This is a genomic window from Alkaliphilus pronyensis (assembly GCF_009017275.1).
GTDB lineage: Bacteria > Bacillota > Clostridia > Peptostreptococcales > Natronincolaceae > Alkaliphilus_C > Alkaliphilus_C pronyensis.
This window is the reverse complement of record NZ_WBZC01000040.1, coordinates 11,928-31,710: the sequence shown is the minus strand read 5'-3', so window position 1 is coordinate 31,710 and position 19,783 is coordinate 11,928. Positions and strand designations below refer to the sequence as shown.

Annotated in this window: 22 protein-coding genes; all 22 read right to left on the bottom strand. The window is 33.1% G+C overall.

The features are described from left to right. Window positions 1-10: 10 nt before the first annotated feature. On the bottom strand, window positions 11-940 hold the full coding sequence (locus F8154_RS10760) for an ABC transporter ATP-binding protein (protein ID WP_330577889.1): 930 nt from the start codon (window positions 938-940) through the stop codon (window positions 11-13). Between the two features lie 51 nt (window positions 941-991). Continuing rightward, window positions 992-1,201, bottom strand: a complete 210-nt coding sequence (locus tag F8154_RS10755) for a hypothetical protein (protein ID WP_151861622.1) — start codon at window positions 1,199-1,201, stop codon at window positions 992-994. Between the two features lie 58 nt (window positions 1,202-1,259). Next, window positions 1,260-2,345, bottom strand: a complete 1,086-nt coding sequence (locus tag F8154_RS10750) for a DUF3419 family protein (protein ID WP_151861621.1) — start codon at window positions 2,343-2,345, stop codon at window positions 1,260-1,262. 31 nt (window positions 2,346-2,376) lie between these two features. Next, window positions 2,377-3,459, bottom strand: coding sequence for a DUF3419 family protein (locus tag F8154_RS10745; protein WP_151861620.1), 1,083 nt, complete (start codon window positions 3,457-3,459; stop codon window positions 2,377-2,379). Window positions 3,460-3,509: 50 nt separating this feature from the next. Beyond that, entirely contained in the window at window positions 3,510-4,211 is a 702-nt protein-coding gene (locus tag F8154_RS10740) for a phosphatidylserine decarboxylase (protein WP_151861619.1), read from the bottom strand. Between the two features lie 198 nt (window positions 4,212-4,409). Then, a complete protein-coding gene (locus tag F8154_RS10735; RefSeq protein WP_151861618.1) occupies window positions 4,410-5,486 on the bottom strand; it encodes a DUF3419 family protein in 1,077 nt (358 codons plus the stop codon). A gap of 17 nt (window positions 5,487-5,503) precedes the next feature. Beyond that, on the bottom strand, window positions 5,504-6,829 hold the full coding sequence (locus F8154_RS10730; protein WP_151861617.1) for an aminotransferase family protein: 1,326 nt from the start codon (window positions 6,827-6,829) through the stop codon (window positions 5,504-5,506). A 36-nt stretch (window positions 6,830-6,865) separates the two neighbouring features. After that, window positions 6,866-7,612, bottom strand: a complete 747-nt coding sequence (locus F8154_RS10725) for a flavodoxin family protein (protein WP_151861616.1) — start codon at window positions 7,610-7,612, stop codon at window positions 6,866-6,868. Then, window positions 7,596-8,792, bottom strand: a complete 1,197-nt coding sequence (locus F8154_RS10720) for a beta-ketoacyl-[acyl-carrier-protein] synthase family protein (protein ID WP_151861615.1) — start codon at window positions 8,790-8,792, stop codon at window positions 7,596-7,598. Before F8154_RS10720 ends, F8154_RS10725 begins: the two co-directional genes overlap by 17 nt. Window positions 8,793-8,796: 4 nt before the next feature. Next, entirely contained in the window at window positions 8,797-9,222 is a 426-nt protein-coding gene (locus tag F8154_RS10715) for a 3-hydroxyacyl-ACP dehydratase FabZ family protein (protein ID WP_151861614.1), read from the bottom strand. A 32-nt stretch (window positions 9,223-9,254) separates the two neighbouring features. Continuing rightward, window positions 9,255-9,842, bottom strand: coding sequence for a 4'-phosphopantetheinyl transferase superfamily protein (locus tag F8154_RS10710; RefSeq protein WP_151861613.1), 588 nt, complete (start codon window positions 9,840-9,842; stop codon window positions 9,255-9,257). Window positions 9,843-9,864: 22 nt separating this feature from the next. Then, window positions 9,865-10,617, bottom strand: a complete 753-nt coding sequence (fabG, locus tag F8154_RS10705) for a 3-oxoacyl-ACP reductase FabG (RefSeq protein WP_151861612.1) — start codon at window positions 10,615-10,617, stop codon at window positions 9,865-9,867. Window positions 10,618-10,715: 98 nt separating this feature from the next. Further along, the gene (locus tag F8154_RS10700; protein ID WP_151861611.1) at window positions 10,716-11,756 is read right to left on the bottom strand and encodes a beta-ketoacyl synthase N-terminal-like domain-containing protein; all 1,041 of its coding nucleotides are present in this window, start codon (window positions 11,754-11,756) and stop codon (window positions 10,716-10,718) included. Window positions 11,757-11,764: 8 nt separating this feature from the next. Beyond that, window positions 11,765-12,178 carry an acyl-CoA thioesterase gene (locus F8154_RS10695; RefSeq protein WP_192930254.1) on the bottom strand — a complete coding sequence of 138 codons (414 nt, stop codon included), beginning with the start codon at window positions 12,176-12,178 and terminating at the stop codon, window positions 11,765-11,767. A gap of 56 nt (window positions 12,179-12,234) precedes the next feature. After that, entirely contained in the window at window positions 12,235-12,513 is a 279-nt protein-coding gene (locus F8154_RS10690; RefSeq protein WP_151861609.1) for an acyl carrier protein, read from the bottom strand. A gap of 541 nt (window positions 12,514-13,054) precedes the next feature. Then, the gene (locus F8154_RS10685; protein WP_151861608.1) at window positions 13,055-13,798 is read right to left on the bottom strand and encodes a YwaF family protein; all 744 of its coding nucleotides are present in this window, start codon (window positions 13,796-13,798) and stop codon (window positions 13,055-13,057) included. A gap of 59 nt (window positions 13,799-13,857) precedes the next feature. After that, window positions 13,858-14,775, bottom strand: a complete 918-nt coding sequence (locus F8154_RS10680; protein ID WP_151861607.1) for a DUF4846 domain-containing protein — start codon at window positions 14,773-14,775, stop codon at window positions 13,858-13,860. Window positions 14,776-14,924: 149 nt separating this feature from the next. Then, window positions 14,925-16,172, bottom strand: coding sequence for a coproporphyrinogen-III oxidase family protein (locus F8154_RS10675; RefSeq protein WP_151861606.1), 1,248 nt, complete (start codon window positions 16,170-16,172; stop codon window positions 14,925-14,927). Between the two features lie 3 nt (window positions 16,173-16,175). Next, entirely contained in the window at window positions 16,176-16,706 is a 531-nt protein-coding gene (locus F8154_RS10670; protein WP_192930253.1) for a flavodoxin family protein, read from the bottom strand. 34 nt (window positions 16,707-16,740) lie between these two features. Beyond that, on the bottom strand, window positions 16,741-17,502 hold the full coding sequence (locus F8154_RS10665) for an ABC transporter ATP-binding protein (RefSeq protein WP_151861604.1): 762 nt from the start codon (window positions 17,500-17,502) through the stop codon (window positions 16,741-16,743). A 3-nt stretch (window positions 17,503-17,505) separates the two neighbouring features. Next, a complete protein-coding gene (locus tag F8154_RS10660; protein ID WP_151861603.1) occupies window positions 17,506-18,486 on the bottom strand; it encodes a FecCD family ABC transporter permease in 981 nt (326 codons plus the stop codon). Further along, a complete protein-coding gene (locus F8154_RS10655) occupies window positions 18,473-19,603 on the bottom strand; it encodes an ABC transporter substrate-binding protein (RefSeq protein ID WP_192930252.1) in 1,131 nt (376 codons plus the stop codon). Before F8154_RS10655 ends, F8154_RS10660 begins: the two co-directional genes overlap by 14 nt. Between the last annotated feature and the right edge of the window lie 180 nt (window positions 19,604-19,783).

The window sequence follows — 19,783 nt, the reverse complement described above, 5'->3', positions numbered from 1 at the left end:
TACCTCCCCTTTAATCCCTTAGCTCTTTTCCAGTAAGCTCTAAAAAAACATCATTTAATGTGGGGAGCTCTGAATAAAATTTACCAAATTTAATGTTCTTCTCCTTTAGATAATCCAGCAGGTAAATTAAGTTGTTTGAAGCCTTACTGAATTTTACAGTAATCCTTCCTCCTTTATAATCAATGGATTGGATATTTGGTATTTTTTTCATATCCCTTAGCAGCTGTTCTTTGAAATCAAAAACCTCCATACTAACCTTTTCTCCCATATCAATCATGGACTTTAGCTCTTCCTTGCTTCCAGAAGCAATGATGCTGCCCTTATCTAATATACATATCCTGCTACAAATTTGCTCAACCTCCTCCATATAATGGGAGGTATATATTATGGTTGCCCCATCTCTATTGAGCTTTAAGATGCCCTCAAGGATATTATTCCTACTTTGAGGATCAACCGCCACAGTTGGTTCATCAAGAATTATTAGCTTTGGTTTATGGGCAATACCACAGGCAATATTTAATCTTCTTAACAAGCCACCGGATAGCTCCTTGGGAACAAATTTTTTATAATCCCTTAACCCAACGAATTCAATGGCTTCCTCAACCAGATTCCTTCTTTTTCTTTTATCGTTAATATACAAGCCACAAAAATAATCAATATTTTCTAATACCGTTAACTCATCGAAAACTGCAATGTTTTGCATTATAACCCCAATGTTTCTTTTTATATCATAGGCATCGGGAGCCATAGGCTTTCCAAAAACCTGTATTTCACCCTTGCTATAGCTTAAAAGTGATAGAATGCAGTTTATGGTAGTTGTCTTTCCAGAGCCATTAGGCCCTAATAACCCAAATACCTCCCCTTGATTTACTTGTAAATTCAAGTCATTAACTGCTACTAAATCGCCGTATTTCTTAACAAGGCCTTCAACTTTAATCACCAATTTTATCCACTCCCTTCTTCAAGGTAAAATAAGTAGAGCTAGGTTTTCTTATTCCATAGATAGAGGAACCTCTAAAATCTCCTTTATGGCTGTGATAGGGCAGTAGATAGAAAAGCCAGTTTTAGCATCTAGCTCAAGAATAACACCTTCTCTTTCCTTTATGTTTGCTTCTTCTACAATTACACCAGCAAAATTCACATTGTGACATGTAGTTAAAACAACCCTTTTGTCTTTGTATTTTTCATAAATCTCACACATTTATATCCCTCCATATCATTAGTTCACAGCTTTTCTTTTGATTTACCATACTAAATAATTACTTATCAATAGCAGCTACTATCAGTTTGTATTCCAGAGCCAAATCTCTTTTTTCCAGCTGCTCTTCTAGCTCTAACTCTCTTTTTATATAGGGTGCTATTTTTTTTGCTATTTGTCTTGGTACAATATATCTGGCACAGAGCCTACTGTTTTCTTTTGAGGAATTTATAATGTATTGGAACAGCATATTAAATTTATCTTCATTTAAGTAATCGGTAACGTTTGAGATAGCATATTTATCAAACTTTTTATCGGTCTTCATCAGAAAGGAAACTATATCGTCGGTTTCAATTTCTACCTTATGCAAATTACTCCTTATAATATTATAGTTTTCCTCCTGTAGCCATAATGGTAGTTTTTCAGCTCTATCATAGCTACCATCTATACTCAAGCACAGTAAATGATTTTCCCGAACTAAATGGGTCATAAAGCCTCTATCAACCATATCAGAGCAAAACTTTTCAAAGTTATAGCCCTCTCCTAAATAATCATAGGCTGGCTCCAATGTTTTATTGTTAAAATAAAATGGGCTTGAGCTGGTTAAAAGCTCTCTCCAGTTGGGATCAGTTTTCCAATGGTGTTGATAATAATGGCTTTGCTCTTCTAAACTAGTAAATGAAAGGATTTTATTTACCTTCTCCTCCATAGTGAGCTTTAAAATATCACTAACATATTTGTAGTATTTTTCTAATGTCCCTTGATATAAAACTCCCTTATTGATGAATTTACTATTTTTTTGCCAGTAATATCTTGATTCTGCTGATAGCTCACCGACAAAGCTGTTGAATATCTCTAAGCGGTTTTTACTTTTCTTTAAGCCTATAAATCTAATAAAATCCTTATATTCTAAATTCTTTATAGCCACCATTTTAAGCTCAAGTAACCAATTCTGTATGGGATTAAAATCTATAGCAATAATCTTTTGTGGATTTTCCGTTAGCAAGTTTAATACAGGACCTCCAGAGCCAGTTAAGCATAATATAGTATCTTTAGCTTTAACCTTTAAAGCCTGAATTTCTGTTAAGGAATCTTCATTACAGGTTGTATAATTTAAATTACCTTTATATTCCATTATATGCTCCATACTTCACCTCCTCTTAATTGAATTTAAAGGGCTATTCCGATTTTGCTTTAAATGAACCTACTATTATTTCATATTCAAAGGATAAATCCTCAGCCTTTAGCTGTTTCTCCATTGCCTCTTCTCTTATTATCATTGATGAAAATTTATTAGGAATACTTCTTTCTGCTATTATATTGCGTCCACAAAGCCTAGCATTTTTCCTTGAAGCCTTTATCATAAACCTATATAAATTCTCATATTCACTGCTGCTTAAATAACCACCTATATCCGAAATTGAAAATCTATCTATTTCATGATTACAAGTCTTAAGATAATCAACTAAATCGCTGGTTATTATTTCTACTTTATCTATAGCTTTTTTTAAAAGCTGAAAATTTTCTTCCCTTAAGCATAAGGGTAGCTTTGTAACTCTTTTATAGCTTCCATCAATGATTAATCCTAAAAAATGATTTTCCCTAATTAAATGTGACCTAAAGGCCTTATCAAATACCCTTAACAAAAAGTCTTTAAAATCATAGGTAGCATCAACATACAGGTTATAAGTAGCATCACCTTTTCTTATGGTGGAGGAATAGCTATCAACTAGCCTATGCCAATTTCTATCATTTACCCAGTTTTCCTCATAGTATTTTATTTGCTCCTTTAAATTGCTAAAGGTAAATAGCTTGTCAATTTTACTTCCCATAGATTCTTTTAGAATGTCACTAAAGTACCTAGCATTTTTTTCTAATTTTCCTTGATACAAAACTCCTTTGTTAATATATCTCTTATTAGTCTGCCAATATAAAAGGCCTTCTTGGGATAAATCATGCTTTAGCTTATCAAAAAGGTCTAATCGATTCTTTTCCTCTGTAATACCTAAAAACCTACTATACTCTTGATAGCTAAAATTTTTTATTGCAGCAATTTTCAGCTGAAGCAGCCAGTTTTGTACTGGGTTAATATCAATAGCTATTATTTTTTTAGGGTTCTCAGTTAGTAAATTCAGTACTCTTCCTCCTGAGCCAGTTATGCAAATAACTACATCTCTATTACTTATTTTTAATGCCTTTATTTCAGTAAGTGAATCTTCATTACAGGTTGAGTAGTTCATGCTTGTATTATAATTATTCAAGTATATCCCCTTCCCATTAGAGATTTTTACAATATGCTATTTCACCTGCTTTAAGGCTTTTTATATGCCAAAACCGATTCTCCAGCCTTTACTCTTTCTCCTACGCCGCAGTTTAATGAAACTTCATCAGCTGGTAGAAGAATATCAACCTGTGATCCCATCCTAATCAGCCCCAATACCTCACCCTTATTTAACTGTTTTCCTTCCTCTACAAAGCTCTTTATCTTGCTTATCCATATATCTGCTATTTGGACAACACCAATAGATATATCCATCCCCTCTATCCAAAGAAGATTTCTCCCATTCTGTAGTAAATACTGACCCATTCTTTCATAGGGTCTTCTATTTAACAGGATATTCACCATTGTGCTAAACATAGATACATTAAAGCCAGGCAGGTAATCCTGATGCTTTACTTTTCCAGCTATTGGTGCACGATTATAATGTACATCAACTACTGACATATAAATTCCAACAAGATAATAATCCTTATTTTCTAAGCAATTAAACTTAGTATATTTTGTCAAGGGTATTTCCTTATGGTTTTTTATTGAAATTGGACACATTCCTTTTTTTACTTCCTTCACATAGACTATTTTCCCATCAGCTGGTGACACTATTGTGCTGTTATCTGCTGGTATTTTTCTAGGAGGATTTCTAAAAAAGTAAAACCCTCGCCAGAATATATAAACCAATAATAAAATGAGATTAATTAATATAAATAAATACACAAATATCTTCAAATATGACATACCATCCCTCCTTTAAAATGGAGATTTACTAGAATACCATAATAGTTTATCTATTAACCTATTACCAAAATTAGTTTTAAATAGATCATCTATTTTTTTAAACGGTAATAAAATAACATAAATAAATATAATACTATATATCAATGATAGGAAAAGAAGGAAGTTAATCATTTCTTTTTTCACTGTTTATCATTCCTTTCACATTGAAATATCTGCCACTAATACCTTGTAGGCAATTGTTAAATCAAGCTTTTCTAACTGTTCTTCAATTTCATTATCTCTTTTTATATTTTTACTATACTCAAGAGGGATTTCTCTTTTCGCCAACAGGCTACGACCACAAAGCCTACTGTTATCAGCTGCAGAGTTTATTAAATATTTATATAGTGAATTGCTATTATCATCACTTAAATAACCTGTAACATCCGATAAAGAAAATTTGTTGAAGTAATTCTCACCACAACCCTTTAAGTAATTAACTACATTTTCTGTTATGATTTCTACCCGCCATAAATTGCTTTTCATTAATTGAAAGCTTTCTCTTTGTAGATACAGGGGGAGTTTAGTGGCCCTACTATAGCTACCATCTAATAGTAAACACAAGAAATGATTTTCCTTTGCCAAATGCCTTTTTAATCCCTTATCTAAAATGTTAAATAAGTACTCTGCGAAGTTGTATTCTTCATTTACATACAAGTAAAAGGCTGGATCAATTGCTTTAGTAACACTAAAATTTATGTTGTTTTGCCATAATGAATTGTCCCACTGCTTCTTATAAAACTCTTTTTGTGCATCTAAATCGTCAAAGCTCAATATTTTATCTACCTTGTCTCCCATAGCCTCCTTTAGCAAATCGGAAAAAAACTTGCATTTTTTCTCGAAATGACCCTGGTATATTACCCCTCGTGAAACTATTCTTATATTTTTTTCCCAATAACTATAGGAATCCTTTGATAAATCATTTCTTAAGCTATAGAAAATCTCTTTCCTCTCACTACAACTGTCTAGCCCTATAAATCTTCTGTAGTCATAATAGCTTAAGTTTTTTATAGCGGCTATTTTCAACTCAAGTAACCAATTTTGTATCGGGTTAAAGTCTATAGCAACAATCTTTTGGGGAGCCTGTGTTAGTAAATTCAATACTCTCCCTCCTGACCCTGTTATACACAGCACATTATCACTTTTACTAATATCTAATGCTTTAATTTCAGTTAGGGAATCTTCGTTGCAGGTAGAATAGTTTAAAACATTTTTAAAGCCCTCAATCACTGCCATCTTACCACCTCCAAGCCTTATTTCAGCATGATTTTAACTCTTTCCTCTGCCAGTTTCAAAGAAGCCTCCATTACTTCTTTAATTCTAACCAATTGCTCCTCTGTTGTTATAAAGGGTGGAAATAAAGCAATAACATTACTGGCATCGGTAATGAAGGTTATTAACCCCTTACGCTTGGCAATTTCATATGTTAAAGTGGCTACATCATATTTATCAATTAGCTCTATTCCCCACATTAAGCCCATTCCTCTAATATCCTTAACAATTGAAATATTCATTAATTGCTGTAGCTGCTTACGAAAAAATACCTCCTTATCCTTTACTTTTTTTATTAGGTTTTCTTCTTTTATAACCCTTAGGGTGGCAATTCCTGCTTTACAGGAAACAGGGTGCCCTGAAGTTGTAAAGCCATGATTCAACTGCTTTTTATCACCTAAAAATGCTTCATATATATCCTCTTCAACACCTACAACTCCTAAAGGTAAGTAACCACTTGAAATACCCTTTGCTCCAATAAAGATTTGGGGTTTAACATTCCAGTTATCAATCCCCAACCCTGTACCTAATCTACCAAAGCCTGTGGATACCTCGTCAATTATTAATTTAACTCCGTATTTATCGCAAATCTCCTTTAATCTTGTAAAGTAGCCTTTAGGAGGAATAATAATTCCACCTGCACCTAAAATTGGCTCTGCCATAAAGGCAGCAACTGTTTCAGGGTTTTCCTGTATAATTACCTCTTCTAGCTTGTTTCCACAGGCTAAATTGCATTCAGGATACTTTTTATTGTAATAACAACGAAAGCAGTAGGGAGGAGGTATTTTAATAAATCCACTTAACACTGGCTTGTATTGCTGTGAATCAATAGGAATACCCCCAGCACTGATTGCTCCATAGGTTACACCATGAAAGCTTTTTTCTAATGATACAATTTTAGTTCTATTTGCTTCACCTTTGTTTTTAAAGTATTGTCTAATAATTTTAATGGCTGAATCAGCTGCTTCAGAACCGCTATTGGTGAAAAAGAATCTTTTATATCTATTATCAGTAATGTCACTTATCATTAACGACAGCTCAACCGATGGTTGATTAGTATATCCATACAATGAGAAGTATTGTAGACTATTGAGCTGTTCAGTTATACTATTTATTACCTTCTTATTATTATGACCTAGACATACATTCCATAGGGATGAAATACCATCAATATAGGTTTTTCCCCGTATGTCCTTAACGTAAATACCATCGGCTTCTACTATCATTGTTGGTTTTTCCTTGTATGCCTCCATTTGTACGTAGGGATGCCATACCCTATCAATATCCTTTAGTAGATTTTTATTCACTTATGGGTTACCTCCTAAAAGCTAATTATTATTAACTCATCCCTCCAACACTTTTCTCCAATATCTCTCAATATTTTTTATATACACGTCATATGGAACTAATGGCTTTACAAGCTCTCTCTTTGTCTGGTCTTTAAGCTCTAGCTTTTCTGCAATATCCCTTCCTGCCCTATTGAGTATTGTGTTATAGTTATCTATAATTTGTCTGTTTTCATCATGCTTTGGTAAAGCTAACAATAGACCTTGACCTCTGTATATTTCTCCTATTACCTCGGTATCCATACTCCTGGCTAATCTGTTAAAGTAATGAGCCACAACTTGGAACTGACTATTTTCTGGAAAAGCTCCATTACTAACTACAACAAACTTTGGTGGTTCTTTAAAAAACTTTGACCTAACGTGACGATACTCCCCTGCATTATCCTTCTCCATATATGGACATATGATGGCAATGGATCTATCTATAAAAGCCTTTAATATTCCTGATACATTGTCCATATATAGAGGTGTTCCATAGATGACTACATCAGATGTGTAATATTTTGTCAGTAGCAGCTGCATATCATCATTAAATCTACACCTGTTACCTTTATTAACCCAACAACTGAAGCAGCCAATGCAATGATTTATATTATACTCAGAAAGCAATATATTCTCTATTTCTGCCCCTACCTCTTTAGCTCCATTTAGGATTTCTACTATCATTTTATTTGTGTTACCATTGACACCCCTTGGACTACCATTAAATGCAGTAATTTTAATTTGCTTATAGGTCTGTATCATTGCTGTTTTTTAAAACAATACTAGCCAAATTACCAGCAAAGGCAAAGGAGTTTGATAATGCATACTCCAACACTTTTTTTCCTTTAGGCTCCAAAAGGCTTAGCTTGTCCTCTATTTTGTTACTTGCGTTCAATGTAGTTAGGTGTAAATTATGTGATAGTGCCAATATAGAAAATCCTAATTCTATGCTGCCTGCAGCCCCTAGGCAATGTCCTGTTCTTGATTTAGTTGAAGAAACCAATGTGTTAACTTCAGTAGTTTCCTCAAATAGTTCTTCAATGGCTTTTAGCTCAACTATATCATTAGCCTTTGTTCCTGTTCCGTGGGCGTTTATATAGTCAATACTTTTAGGACTAATACCAGCATCCTTTATTGCTTCCTTCATAACATGATTTATTACCTCTCCCTCGGGGTTAGGACTAGTCATATGATATGCTTCATTTCCTAAGCTACATCCAATAATCTCTGTATACCATTTTTTATTTCTAGCTTTTGCATGCTCCAATTCTTCAAATATAAAAAAGCCACTGCCTTCTCCTATGTTGATACCATCTCTGTCCTTGTCGAAGGGTTTACATATGTTTTTACTTAATGATTGTAAGGAGTTAAAGCCATATAGAGAAAAACCAGAAACGGTATCGGCCCCACCAACTATTACAATATCAGCTTCGTTATTTTTTATAAGATCATATGCCAATATAGCTGCCGCTGTACCAGAAGCACAGGCTGAGCTAGTTGTATATATGCTGCCCTTTATACCATATCTGTTGGCCATTCTACTCATATACTGTCCACTATGTAAATACCATAGGCCCCTTTCCTTTTTATCAATAAAGCCTTTTGTACAATGCTCTATGACATGAAGGGCTGTTGAAGATGTTGCAAAGGATATGGCAACCCTTTCTGCCTTAGCTTCTAATTCTTCGATTGATAAGCTACTGTCCTTTAGGGCTTCATCAATGGTGATATAAGACATACCCTCTATTTTGTTCATTGAGGTGGCTTCTTTAAGCTCATAATTATATAAACTACCTTTACCAACCTTTACACCCTTCAACTCTTCCGACTCTTGAAAATATGCTTTATCCTTCATTAAGCTAGCTAGAACTTCATCCTTGTTATTTCCTAAATTACACAGCATTCCTATTCCAGTTACAACAACTCTTCTTTTCCCATCCATTTAATCAACCCCCCAAAGTTTTTCGGGACACATAGGTTATCTCAGCCTCTGCTACCTTTTTATTTGCAACAAGGGCTTTTGTTTTCACCTTTGTAAAGTCAGCTATATTATCTTTAAAAACTCCCTCAATTATTATTTCTTCTCCTGGCACTACTTTTTTTATTAGCTTAAAATTGTCTACCTTTGATAAAAAAGCATTGAGCCTATTTTCACCTTCGCTTTTTAATAAAAGTCCACCTATTTGTGCCATAGTCTCCAGTAACAGAACACCTGGAAAAATAGGGTCATTTGGGAAGTGGGCATCTACCCAAAACTCATCATCCCTTACATATTTTTTACCTTTAGAGTACTGTAGATATCGAACTTCAATTATTTCATCAACGAATAAAAATGGCTCTCTATGTAGCAAAATATCCTTAGGCTTCATCATTACACCTCCAGTTTTTTTGGTGCATTTATACTTTATAGCTCATTATAGCTACTTATAACAAGACAAAAATCTTCAAAAAGCTTGTAATAAACATATAAGTTGGGTATTTCATCCCTTTCAAAATTAGTTATTAAATGCATTTCCTGTTTTTTACATATGCTTATGCTTTTAAATCCCTTTGATAAGCCTACATTGAAAAGCTTACCTATACTTTCCTTTAAACACCAAATAAAGGTTGCTGCTTCTATTGATGTAGGTTTCTTTATAATGCCTTTTACAAGATTCAATTCACAATCGTTAGTAAATATATCAAGGTTTTTGATATTAATGTTTTTGTACATCTCAATATCAATTCCTATATTGTTATGTGAAATTGCAACTGCTATGTTGTATCCTGTATAGGAGCAGCTGTATTTATATGTCCCTTTAACTGTATATATATTCCTCAACTGATTGTTTACAATAAAAGTATCCTCTAAAAGTCCTTCAATGAGAATATTTCTATAATTTCTTCTAGTCCCCTTAAACTGTGATAGGCTTTGCTCTTTACTTAAATAATTAAAGTCTTTTAGTATAACATTTCCACAATTCTTTTTAAGCTCATTAAATTTAACTAACATAGTATCACCAACTGCTTATTTATCAACTAATAGCTCCGCCGTCTACTGCTATAGTTGTTCCTGTTATATAGCTTGCTCCGTCGGATAATAAAAATAGAACTACAGCTGCAATTTCCTCAGGTGAAGCAATTCTTTTTAGAGGAATTCTTTCCATAAAGCTATTGAGTAGTTTTGGATCTAGTCCACTTGTCATATCAGTTTCTACATAACCAGGTGCAATTGCATTAACTCTAATCCTCTTACTGGCAACTTCCTTAGATAGGGCTTTAGTAAAGCCAATAATTCCTGCCTTAGCTGCGCAATAATTGCTTTGTCCAGAAACTCCTATAAGTCCTGCAATTGAGGCTATGTTAACTATCGCACCTCCTTTTTTACCTGCCAGCATTAAGGGAAGAGCCTCCTTCGTTAGTAAAAATGTACCGGTTAAATTTGTTGCTATAACCTTATTCCAGTTTTCTGAATTCATTAGCATCATATAGCTATCCCTTACAATACCAGCATTGTTTACTAGAAAATCTATCCCTCCTAAATCATTTTCTACTTCTTCTACAACCTTGTAGATTTCATTTTCATTTTCTAGGTTCAGTTTATATTGATGAATTATTGTGTCTTTATTATTAAAGCTATCCTTTAGCTCTGATAAATTAACCCTGTTGCTATTGTAGGTGAAGGCAATCTTTAAATCGTAATTTGCCAATAGTCTAACAATGCTTTTTCCTATGCCTTTGCTTCCTCCTGTTACCAAAACCCTTTTACCCTTTAAACTATCAAACATTTCATCACTCCCATCATAATTAGAAGGCTTTTTTAAGAATTTTCTGATATATTAAGTCCTTAAATTCTCATATGCTACCATTAGTAACACCCATGAGATTAATCACATTTTTTTAGTATAAAGGATACATAGTTTCCACTGATGTCAAAATTATTAACAAGTAAATATTTTATTTCTCCTGTCTTCGTTTCTATATCTGATAAATGCTTACAGGGAATTATTTGATATTTCAATATCATAGAAGCTGTTGCAATGTTTATTCCCAAAGCAGACCCCAATGTGTCTCCTAGTATAACTTTAGTGGGTAATATAAACTTGTCCTTTGAAATAATACTGTTTACAGCTTCTAATTCTGCATCAATAAACAATCTGTTATTGCTGGCAGTTATTACTCCATCTATATCACAAGCTTCAATTTCTGCCTTCTTTAATAGGTTGTTAACTGTATTTATTATACTTTTTTTATCTGGACTAAAGTCATCTAAAAAACAAGGATGTCCTCCTAAATTTCCTTCACTGTAGCTAACAATTTCACAGTAAGAGTCCTCTTTTTTCTCCTTTGACAATAGGAGTGTAGAAAAGCCTTCCCTTACATTGATGCTTTTTTCATTAAAGCAATCAAATAATTCTTCATTATATTCCTCAAAGCCTCCAGCAAATACCATATCCGATCTACCATTTCGTATCATTTTCATTGCATAACCTACATAGTTACTACCCAAAAGCATGGTGCTGGCACCCTTTACCCCATATTCCATACAAATGTGACCTAAGCAAGCATTGATAACAGTGTTTGCAAAAGTAACTGGACTAGCCTCTATATTACTGCCTTCCACTAAACATTCAGCAAATTCTGCTATAGTGTTTAATGATCCAAAGTCACTGTTGAATACTGTTCCTACTCGTAAAGAATCAATATCCTGCTCCTTTAACTCCTCATATGCTTTGCAAAAGCTATATAGAGCTAATATAGACAATCTATCCATTCTTCTTATTTTCCTACTTGAAATAAATGATGGGATACTTTCAATTTTAACGGCTTTATTATTGGCTTCTTCAGCTAGCTCTTGCCATAAGTCCTTAATGTCTGTTACCCCAGGAAGTATCACACCTATTCCATTGATATAAATAGAATGCATTTTATTCCCTACTTTCTTATTAATTTAATCTTTTCGTAAAGAAAATCCGGAATTTCAAATAATAACTCACCATTACTTTTGGTAAAAACGTGTTCAGTTAATCCTTTAGCATATATTGTTTCTTCATTACAATCCATAATCTCATACTGAAATTGTACAAAAGACTTAAATTCGTCAATGCTAAGGGAAACCACAATTACATAGCTATTCTCAAATATGATAGATTTTTTGTAATCGGCCTTAAGGCTAGTAATAGGGGCATATAATTGAACTAGTTCCTCCTGTGGTATCTTTAAAATTGATTCAAGAAAATAATACCTCGCCTCTTCAAACCAGCAAAAATACTTACTATGATGTGCTATACCATATCTATCAATATCAGAAAACCTTGGTTTAAACTTGTACTTAAAAGAAAGCGTCAATTTTGCACCCCCTTGTCCAAATGTAAAGGAAAGAAATATTTTTCACTAAGCTTATTCTAGCTTGCATTTGAGCTTAGCTTTTGATCCACAAAATCTACTATAGTGTCAATATTCTTAAAGATGTGCATGTCATTTTCTGTAATTCTAATACTATAGTTTTGTCTGATACCAGCTACTATTTCTAAGGTGTCAACTGAATCTAAGCCTAAGCCAATACCTTCTTTGTCCTGGGCTGCAAATAGGGGTGCTTGAAAATCAACGTCATTAACAGTTAAATCATCAAAGCCCAATCTCTCTAAAATCATTTCACAAACCTCTCTTTTTAAATCCTCCATAATTTCTTCACTCCTTCTTTAGAATATTTTATATTGTATTGACTTTTGTTAATAAAAAAATCAATACTTATGCTCCTTAAAACGAAACTCTGATTAACCACAGGATAAATGTAACATTTAGTAATAATATTTATTATCTTTTTGTTACCATTTACTAAATTTTATGTTATTTAATTTTATATTAGTCATGTTATTCTATTAATAGTTTTTAATTACTATTTGCTTTATTCTTATTCTTGGTATAATTGTTTTTTCCTTCCTCATTTTCTTTTTTTTGTTTTACAAAATTCTGCATAATATGTTAATGTTAACTTAAATTATAGTAGTAAAACTGCTTGAATACTTAATTCATTGTTTGTAAAAAATTGTCGTTTTTAACATCTAATTAACAAAAAAAAGTACTTGTTTACTATCTTTTTTAGAATATTTTCTTACTATCTAAAAAAGAAATAGTACAAGTACAATATTTATTAGTATCTCTAAATCCTTTATATGTTGTTTTTCTTATGCAGGGCCTATATTTTACTGATGTAAATATTAATTATTCATTGGTTACTGTAGCACTTTTCTCTTTTTTTCCAGTGAATACAAAGGGTAAATATGCCAAATAGAATAGACACCAGCTTAGGATAAATAACACCAGTGTGTTCCAAGGGAATTTTGGAAACAAATCTAATGCACTTTTATTCTCAGGACTTTTTAAAAGAAAAAGATAATTTGCATCAAACATTACATTGAAAACTAAAACAAAGGCTGTAAATATTAAAAGGGCTAAAAGAGATTTATAAATAGACCGATGATTAGGCTTAAATTTATGTACAAAAACTAAGTATATAATTGAAACAATTATTCCAATATGTCCTACTGCAAACTGATAAAATCTAAAATGTGTTGGTCCATAGGGGCCTAAGTTAGGAGTAATTAATGCTTGTATTACACCCACTATTCCCCAAAAGTACAATATTTCAAAAAGCCCCTTATTCATGTTAATTAATAAAATCCCAACTAAAATCATGCTGGCCCCACAAAGACTTAGGGGCAGGTCTTTTTGAATACTGCCTATTCCATTATAGGCATTATTTAAGCCATAGGCCATTTGAGTAAATATTAGTGTGAATCCCAATATCCATCGAAGGTTTTTTTCATATTTAAAGGCCCTAAGGGTATGTCTTAATAGGTATATAAGAAATATTAAAGTAAACATAACTATAAGCATAATTAGGTGGGCTTGTCCAAATAATACAAAGGGCTTGTCTATTGGTGCTGGTCCAAAGAAACTATGCACTTTTGCTACCTCCTATTACTTAATATAGGGTCTTAGATGCTAACTAAAAGATACAGCTTTTATGGAAATCTTTTTAAATCACTTCTTTTAAAGCTCCATTCAGGAGTATAAATTGTATCTCCCTCTAGGTTTATTGAATACCATGGACTTAAATCCCTATCCATGTTATTTACTAATATTTGTGTTTCTTGTGCCGGCATATAGCTTTGGGCTAATAAAAACAGCTTTTCACCTGTACTACCATTGACTGCCATATCTACTACAACTACCGCGTGACCTGGACTACCTCCTTGAATAAATACATCCCCTATTTCCATATCATTAAAATCAACCGCTATTAGTTCATTCTCTAATGAGATGGTGCCTGCATAGGTGAAGATAATATCCATATAACGTCTAAAGTCTTGATATGTATTAGAAGCTTCCGCGTTTTTCACCCAATAGCTTTTGTTACCTTCCACAACAATACGATAGCCCTCCATCCATTTGCTATAATTCACCTTGAATCCATTGGTAAAATCAAAGTGTATCTTATCATAGGCACCAATTCCGTATAAGTATTCTCCCCTAAGGCGCATAATTGCATCTGCACATTGCTGTAGATTTTTATCACCTATTTCCATATCCACCACTGCCATGTAGATGTTTTCTTTATTCTTCTCTGTACCATTATAATAGACTACTGGGGAGCCATGGGGCTTAAGGGGTAGAGTTCTTAAATATTCAGCATAAGAACCCTCTACCACGCTAATACGTTGGAAGCCTATAGGTGGTAGTATCCTTGTCTCAATTGTTTGCCCCTCCTCCACTAAATTTGAATTTGAAGGTTGCTCTTGAAGAGCATTATCTGAAATATTTCCCTCATCTTCAGTATTTGGTGCTTTATTTTGGAGCTGATATTTAGAACAGCCCATTAGTTGCATAGTAAGTATTATAATAAAAAAGCATTTTAAAGTAGTTTTTAATAATTTTTTCATTATACACCTTCCCTTGAGCTGGTAATAATACAATTGTATATTCCTATAGTCTACCTCTACATTAGTAATTATAACATTTATTAATTTCCTATGTAAACTTAAGTTTTGAAGCAAAAAGCCACCCTATAATTAAGGTGGCATCTTTTACATCAGCTTTGGTTTTCTAAATAATGCTTGCAAATACTTCCACAAATGTTATTTCCATAGAAAAGACCTTTTGGTGTTAACCTATAACCATCTTCATATTTCATTAAGAATTGATTCTCTACAAGTTCATCTAGCTTAACCCTTAAACCTTCAATTTCTTCTTTTGTAAAGTGGTTACTAAGATTATTATAGGTTAGCTTATCCTCTTGTATTAAACCATAAAGGATATGGGTATCGGTATAACCTTTTCCAATATTTTTACTGACTACTATATTATTAAAATCTCGGACATATATACTATAATTTAAAATCTTTCCCCCTGCACCTATCCCTATTGGTATAGTGTTTGATTCCTTATGCCTTATTTTTATGTAATTATAACGATCCTTTCCCTTTAATGTTATCTTTGTAAGCTCTAATATATCATAGTCTAATTCCTTATCATTAATAAAGCTTTCAACAAAAAAATCATGATATTCTCTATCCTTATCCTCTATTAATTTGTTACTCTGCTCCATTTTACTAAGATTAGAGCCTTCGTGTATCATTAGAGAGTAAAAGCTAAAGCTATCAATTTTAAGCTCCTTTATAATTCTAATATCCTCCTTCAAATCATCAAGGGTTTCACCACTATAATTATAAATCTTATCAATACAGACTGTACCAGAGAATTCCTCACGTATTTTTTTTAGTCTATTTATACTCTCCTCTTTATCAAAGGTTCTGTTTAAGAATCTTCTACCGTGGTCACTAAAGGTTTGTATGCCTATGCTTAATCTATTAAAGCCAATTTCTTCTAGCTTAGTGATTTTACTAGAGTCTAAATTATGTAGGGTAGTTTCTGTGCTTATCTCACAGTTATCTATAATGTTAAAATGTTCTTTTAAGCAATTGATAATCTTCTCAAGTTGAGTTCCTGACAGAACCGTTGGTGTGCCTCCACCAAAGTATATACTACCTATTTTTATGCTTCTAAGATAATCAAACTCTCCATACATTTTAATTTGATTTATAATATCATTTACGTAGCTATCCAAGGTTCCTTTCAGTATCCTTCTATTCATATTGCAAAATGAACAAATTTTATCGCAAAAAGGAATGTGAATATAAATACAATGTTCCTTTTCCTGTTCTAAAGCTTCCTTTTTTAGGACTTCAGTTAATTGGTTAAAGTTAGATTTCTCTGTTTGAAGCAGGTGGGAAAACTCTCTTCTTGCATCATGATGGGATTTATATCTTTTCTCAAACATATACTAAACCCTCTTATTATTCAATGCTTTAAAGGTTCCTGATACAAAGCTTCTAGCTGCCTCAAAATCTTCTTCATTAGGATGGCTCTCTGAACAAGCCCATCTCTTTAATCTTGCTTCATCTGGATAATGTGGATGATCCTTTGGAAGTTTAGCCATTCTTTCTTTAAGGTCTTTAGATACTGGACCCATACAATGAAAATGATTTATAACTCTATTATTACTCTTATCTAATGCTGTTCTTATATTTGTTATACAATCATAAGCATGCATGGAGGTGGAATAAGCACCTAAAGTAAAGAAAAAAGCAACATTCTTATTCTTAATTGAATCTAGCCTGCATTCTACTTCTTTATTGAAATTACCTCGATCAATCCATCCCCCTAAAAATATTATATCGTAGTCAAATTCAACTACTTCATCAATATTCTTAAAATCTGCCTGTGGATATAATTTTGTAACCTCCTTAGCTACCTCATTTGCTATTTTTTTAGTATTGCCTGTTTTGGAACTATATGTAATAAGTACCTTCATTGAAGTTCCTCCCTTTTTATTATTATTGTATCTCTTAAAATACATCTATGCAACATACTCCCCTTCTTTTGATTACATCACATTTAATTTCATAGACATCCTGCATGAGCTCTTTTGTAACACATGTTTCTGTAGCTCCGTTAGTTACTATTCTACCTTCCTTCATAACAATTATATTATCACTGTATCTTAGGGCTTGATTAATATCGTGGAGTATGCATATTACTGTTATATTGCTTTCTTGGTTTAGCTTTTTTACTAGGTTTAAGGTTTCATATTGATATTTTATATCTAAATGATTAGTTGGTTCATCCAATATAAGAACTTCTGTTTGTTGTGCAATAGCCATTGCCAGAAAGGCACGCTGTCTTTCTCCACCAGATAATTTATTTAGCATTCTATTTTCAAATTCTCTTAAATGGGTTTTTTCTATAGCCCATTCGATAATTTCTTCATCCTCCTTTGTCTGCCTCTTAAAAAGCCTTCTATATGGGTTTCTACCATATTCTACTAGATCTCTTGCAGTAACACCGTCACAGCTGGTACCAAACTGCATTAAGAATGCAACCTTTCTGGCAAATTCCTTTCTCTTATACTTATTTCTCAGCTTTCCATCAACAATAATTACACCAGAATCCGTTGAAATTAAACCAGCAACTGCCTTTACCAGTGTTGATTTGCCACAGCCATTAGGACCAATTATAGCTGTAAAGCTACCTTTTTTTATTTCAATTGATAAATTATTAAGTACAGCTTTGCTATTAAAGCTAACTGATAAATTCTTCACTTCTATCATTAACTACACTTCCTTTCTAAGGAGGTATAAAAAGAAAGGTGCACCAGCAAATGAAATAACAATTCCAACTGGAATTTCCATTGGAGAGAAAACTAATTTTTGTATTCCGTCGGAAAGTAAAACAAAAATAGAGCCTAATAATGTAGAGAAGGGTAATAGCCATTTATGATTTTGACCTATTATAAGCTTACCCACATGTGGTATAACTAAGCCTACAAAGCCTACTATTCCAACAAAGGCAACACTTACTGCCGATAAAAAGACCGCCACTGTTGCAACAATAAATCTTACAAGGCTTACGTTTTCACCTAGATTTTCTATAGTACTATCATCTAATAATAAAAGATTACACTTTGGTATTAAAAACAAAGAGACTATTAGTGCTATAACTCCATATATAGTTAATAGCTTGGCATCATAGCCACCTATTCCAACAAATGAACCATTAAGCCATGATATTGCACTTTCTAATTCATCACTATTATAAATTGTTATTAGACCTATCATTGAACCCATAAAAGCACTAATTGCAACCCCTGCCAACACAAGCCTCAGTGATTGTATTTTACCATCCTTTACTGCAAGCACAATAAGAATTAGGTATGTTATTATTCCCCCTATAAAGGCTCCTACGGGTAGATAAGAGTAGAGGTTTGGAGCTACAAGTATTATGAATATAGCCACTAAAGCAGAACCACTTTGTATGCCCAAAAGTCCACTATCGGCAAGAGGATTTCTCATAACCGCCTTGATTAGAGTTCCACTGGCGGCAAGGGTAGCTCCTACCATAAGGCCAGTAATAGCCCTAGGTAGTCGCACCTCTTTTACAATTATCATTGTACTATCTTTTACTGGATTACCAATAAAAACATCTATAACATCCTTTAGTCCAACAGTTGAGCCACCATAGCAAATGTTTATTAGTAAAGCAATCAATAATATGGCTAAGGCAGCTACAGTTGCAACTATCTTATTCTTCACCATAGGTAGTCTCAACAATTTGCTTTATTACTTCAATAACTCTTAAATCAACGCTTGAGAAGCTAGAGTAATTCTCGTTACCTAATGGGATATAGTTTCCATCTTTAACAGCCTTTAAGGATCTATATTTGCCATTTTCATCCTCAAGCTCTTTAGTGAATGTATTTAGTGCCTCTACATCTCCATCTCCGTGGGCATAATAAATAATATAATCTGGATCTTTATCAATTAATACCTCAGGACTAAGCTCAGAAGCTTCAGCACCTGCCAGTACATTAATCATTCCTAAATCTTCAGCGATTTTAATAACCGGCATACCATCCTCTAAAATACGAGGTTCACCTTTAATATAAAGAACAGCTACTGTTTTTTCTTCCTTAGCTTCTGCTGTAAGGCTGTTTGCTTCCTCAATAACCTCCTTTGCATTCTTAAAAATTTCATATATTTTCTCATCACTTGTGTCTGTGGTATCTAAAATCGCTTGTAATATTACAAATATATCTGTGTATTCGCTTTGATATAACGGGAATATTTCAATATTTGCCTCTTCTATATATTTGTACCTTTCTTTTAGCCCTAATAGGGTGTCTGGAAATATGAAAATGTCAGGTTGCAGCTCTATAAGGGCTTCTGTGTTAGGGCTCATTGAGCTTCCTATATTAAGAATATCATTATTTTCCCTTGAAAACTCTTCAATAGTTTTTTGTCTAGCCACTAGGTCATTATGTAGTGTTTTTGTTTGTGGAGCAGCAATAAAATCAATACCTAGCTCATAGAACAAATTAGCGGTGGATGCAGCTCCAATTGCTGAATTTTCAAAGGTGCCTAGCTGTGAAAACTTCTTAAATAGTACATCATATTTTTCACTTATCTCTGGAGCTGAGTTTTTTAAGTCCAAAGTTACCTTGCCAGCTACCTCTTTAAAGGATATTTTACCAGCAAACTTAGTTGTTTCAACAGCTGTTTCTTCATTAGTTTCTTCTGTATCTTTGTCTTTTTCCCCATTTGCTTCAGTTTGATTTTCGTTTGTTTCGTCATTAGTAGTATTTTCTGACCCACAACCTATAATCATAGACATACTTAATAAACCAATTAGTACAAGTAATAATATTTTTTTCATGTTATCCTCCCCTTTAAAATGTATTAGTTTGAAGCTTGTTCTCTGCTTCATAAATGAAGTGTTAAAAGCATCTCTTCAGAATATTTTATGTCATGATAAAGATTATCATTCTCATTTTATTTTGTCAATACTTTTCTTCTATATTAATTGCTTCAAGTTATTTTTCTGAGCATCTTTGTT

Bases quoted from the DNA above. Each gene is read 5' to 3' on its own strand.
- fabG (WP_151861612.1), bottom strand. From the start codon at position 10,617: ATGTTTGATAGTTTAAAGGGTAAAAGGGTTTTGGTAACAGGAGGAAGC.
- F8154_RS10750 (WP_151861621.1), bottom strand. From the start codon at position 2,345: ATGGAGCATATAATGGAATATAAAGGTAATTTAAATTATACAACCTGT.
- F8154_RS10680 (WP_151861607.1), bottom strand. From the start codon at position 14,775: ATGAAAAAATTATTAAAAACTACTTTAAAATGCTTTTTTATTATAATA.
- F8154_RS10725 (WP_151861616.1), bottom strand. From the start codon at position 7,612: ATGATACAGACCTATAAGCAAATTAAAATTACTGCATTTAATGGTAGT.
- F8154_RS10690 (WP_151861609.1), bottom strand. From the start codon at position 12,513: ATGGAGGATTTAAAAAGAGAGGTTTGTGAAATGATTTTAGAGAGATTG.
- F8154_RS10660 (WP_151861603.1), bottom strand. From the start codon at position 18,486: ATGGTGAAGAATAAGATAGTTGCAACTGTAGCTGCCTTAGCCATATTA.
- F8154_RS10670 (WP_192930253.1), bottom strand. From the start codon at position 16,706: ATGAAGGTACTTATTACATATAGTTCCAAAACAGGCAATACTAAAAAA.
- F8154_RS10735 (WP_151861618.1), bottom strand. From the start codon at position 5,486: ATGGCAGTGATTGAGGGCTTTAAAAATGTTTTAAACTATTCTACCTGC.
- F8154_RS10715 (WP_151861614.1), bottom strand. From the start codon at position 9,222: ATGATGAAGCCTAAGGATATTTTGCTACATAGAGAGCCATTTTTATTC.
- F8154_RS10720 (WP_151861615.1), bottom strand. From the start codon at position 8,792: ATGGATGGGAAAAGAAGAGTTGTTGTAACTGGAATAGGAATGCTGTGT.
- F8154_RS10755 (WP_151861622.1), bottom strand. From the start codon at position 1,201: ATGTGTGAGATTTATGAAAAATACAAAGACAAAAGGGTTGTTTTAACT.
- F8154_RS10655 (WP_192930252.1), bottom strand. From the start codon at position 19,603: ATGAAAAAAATATTATTACTTGTACTAATTGGTTTATTAAGTATGTCT.
- F8154_RS10700 (WP_151861611.1), bottom strand. From the start codon at position 11,756: ATGCATTCTATTTATATCAATGGAATAGGTGTGATACTTCCTGGGGTA.
- F8154_RS10740 (WP_151861619.1), bottom strand. From the start codon at position 4,211: ATGTCATATTTGAAGATATTTGTGTATTTATTTATATTAATTAATCTC.
- F8154_RS10665 (WP_151861604.1), bottom strand. From the start codon at position 17,502: ATGATAGAAGTGAAGAATTTATCAGTTAGCTTTAATAGCAAAGCTGTA.
- F8154_RS10675 (WP_151861606.1), bottom strand. From the start codon at position 16,172: ATGTTTGAGAAAAGATATAAATCCCATCATGATGCAAGAAGAGAGTTT.
- F8154_RS10710 (WP_151861613.1), bottom strand. From the start codon at position 9,842: ATGTTAGTTAAATTTAATGAGCTTAAAAAGAATTGTGGAAATGTTATA.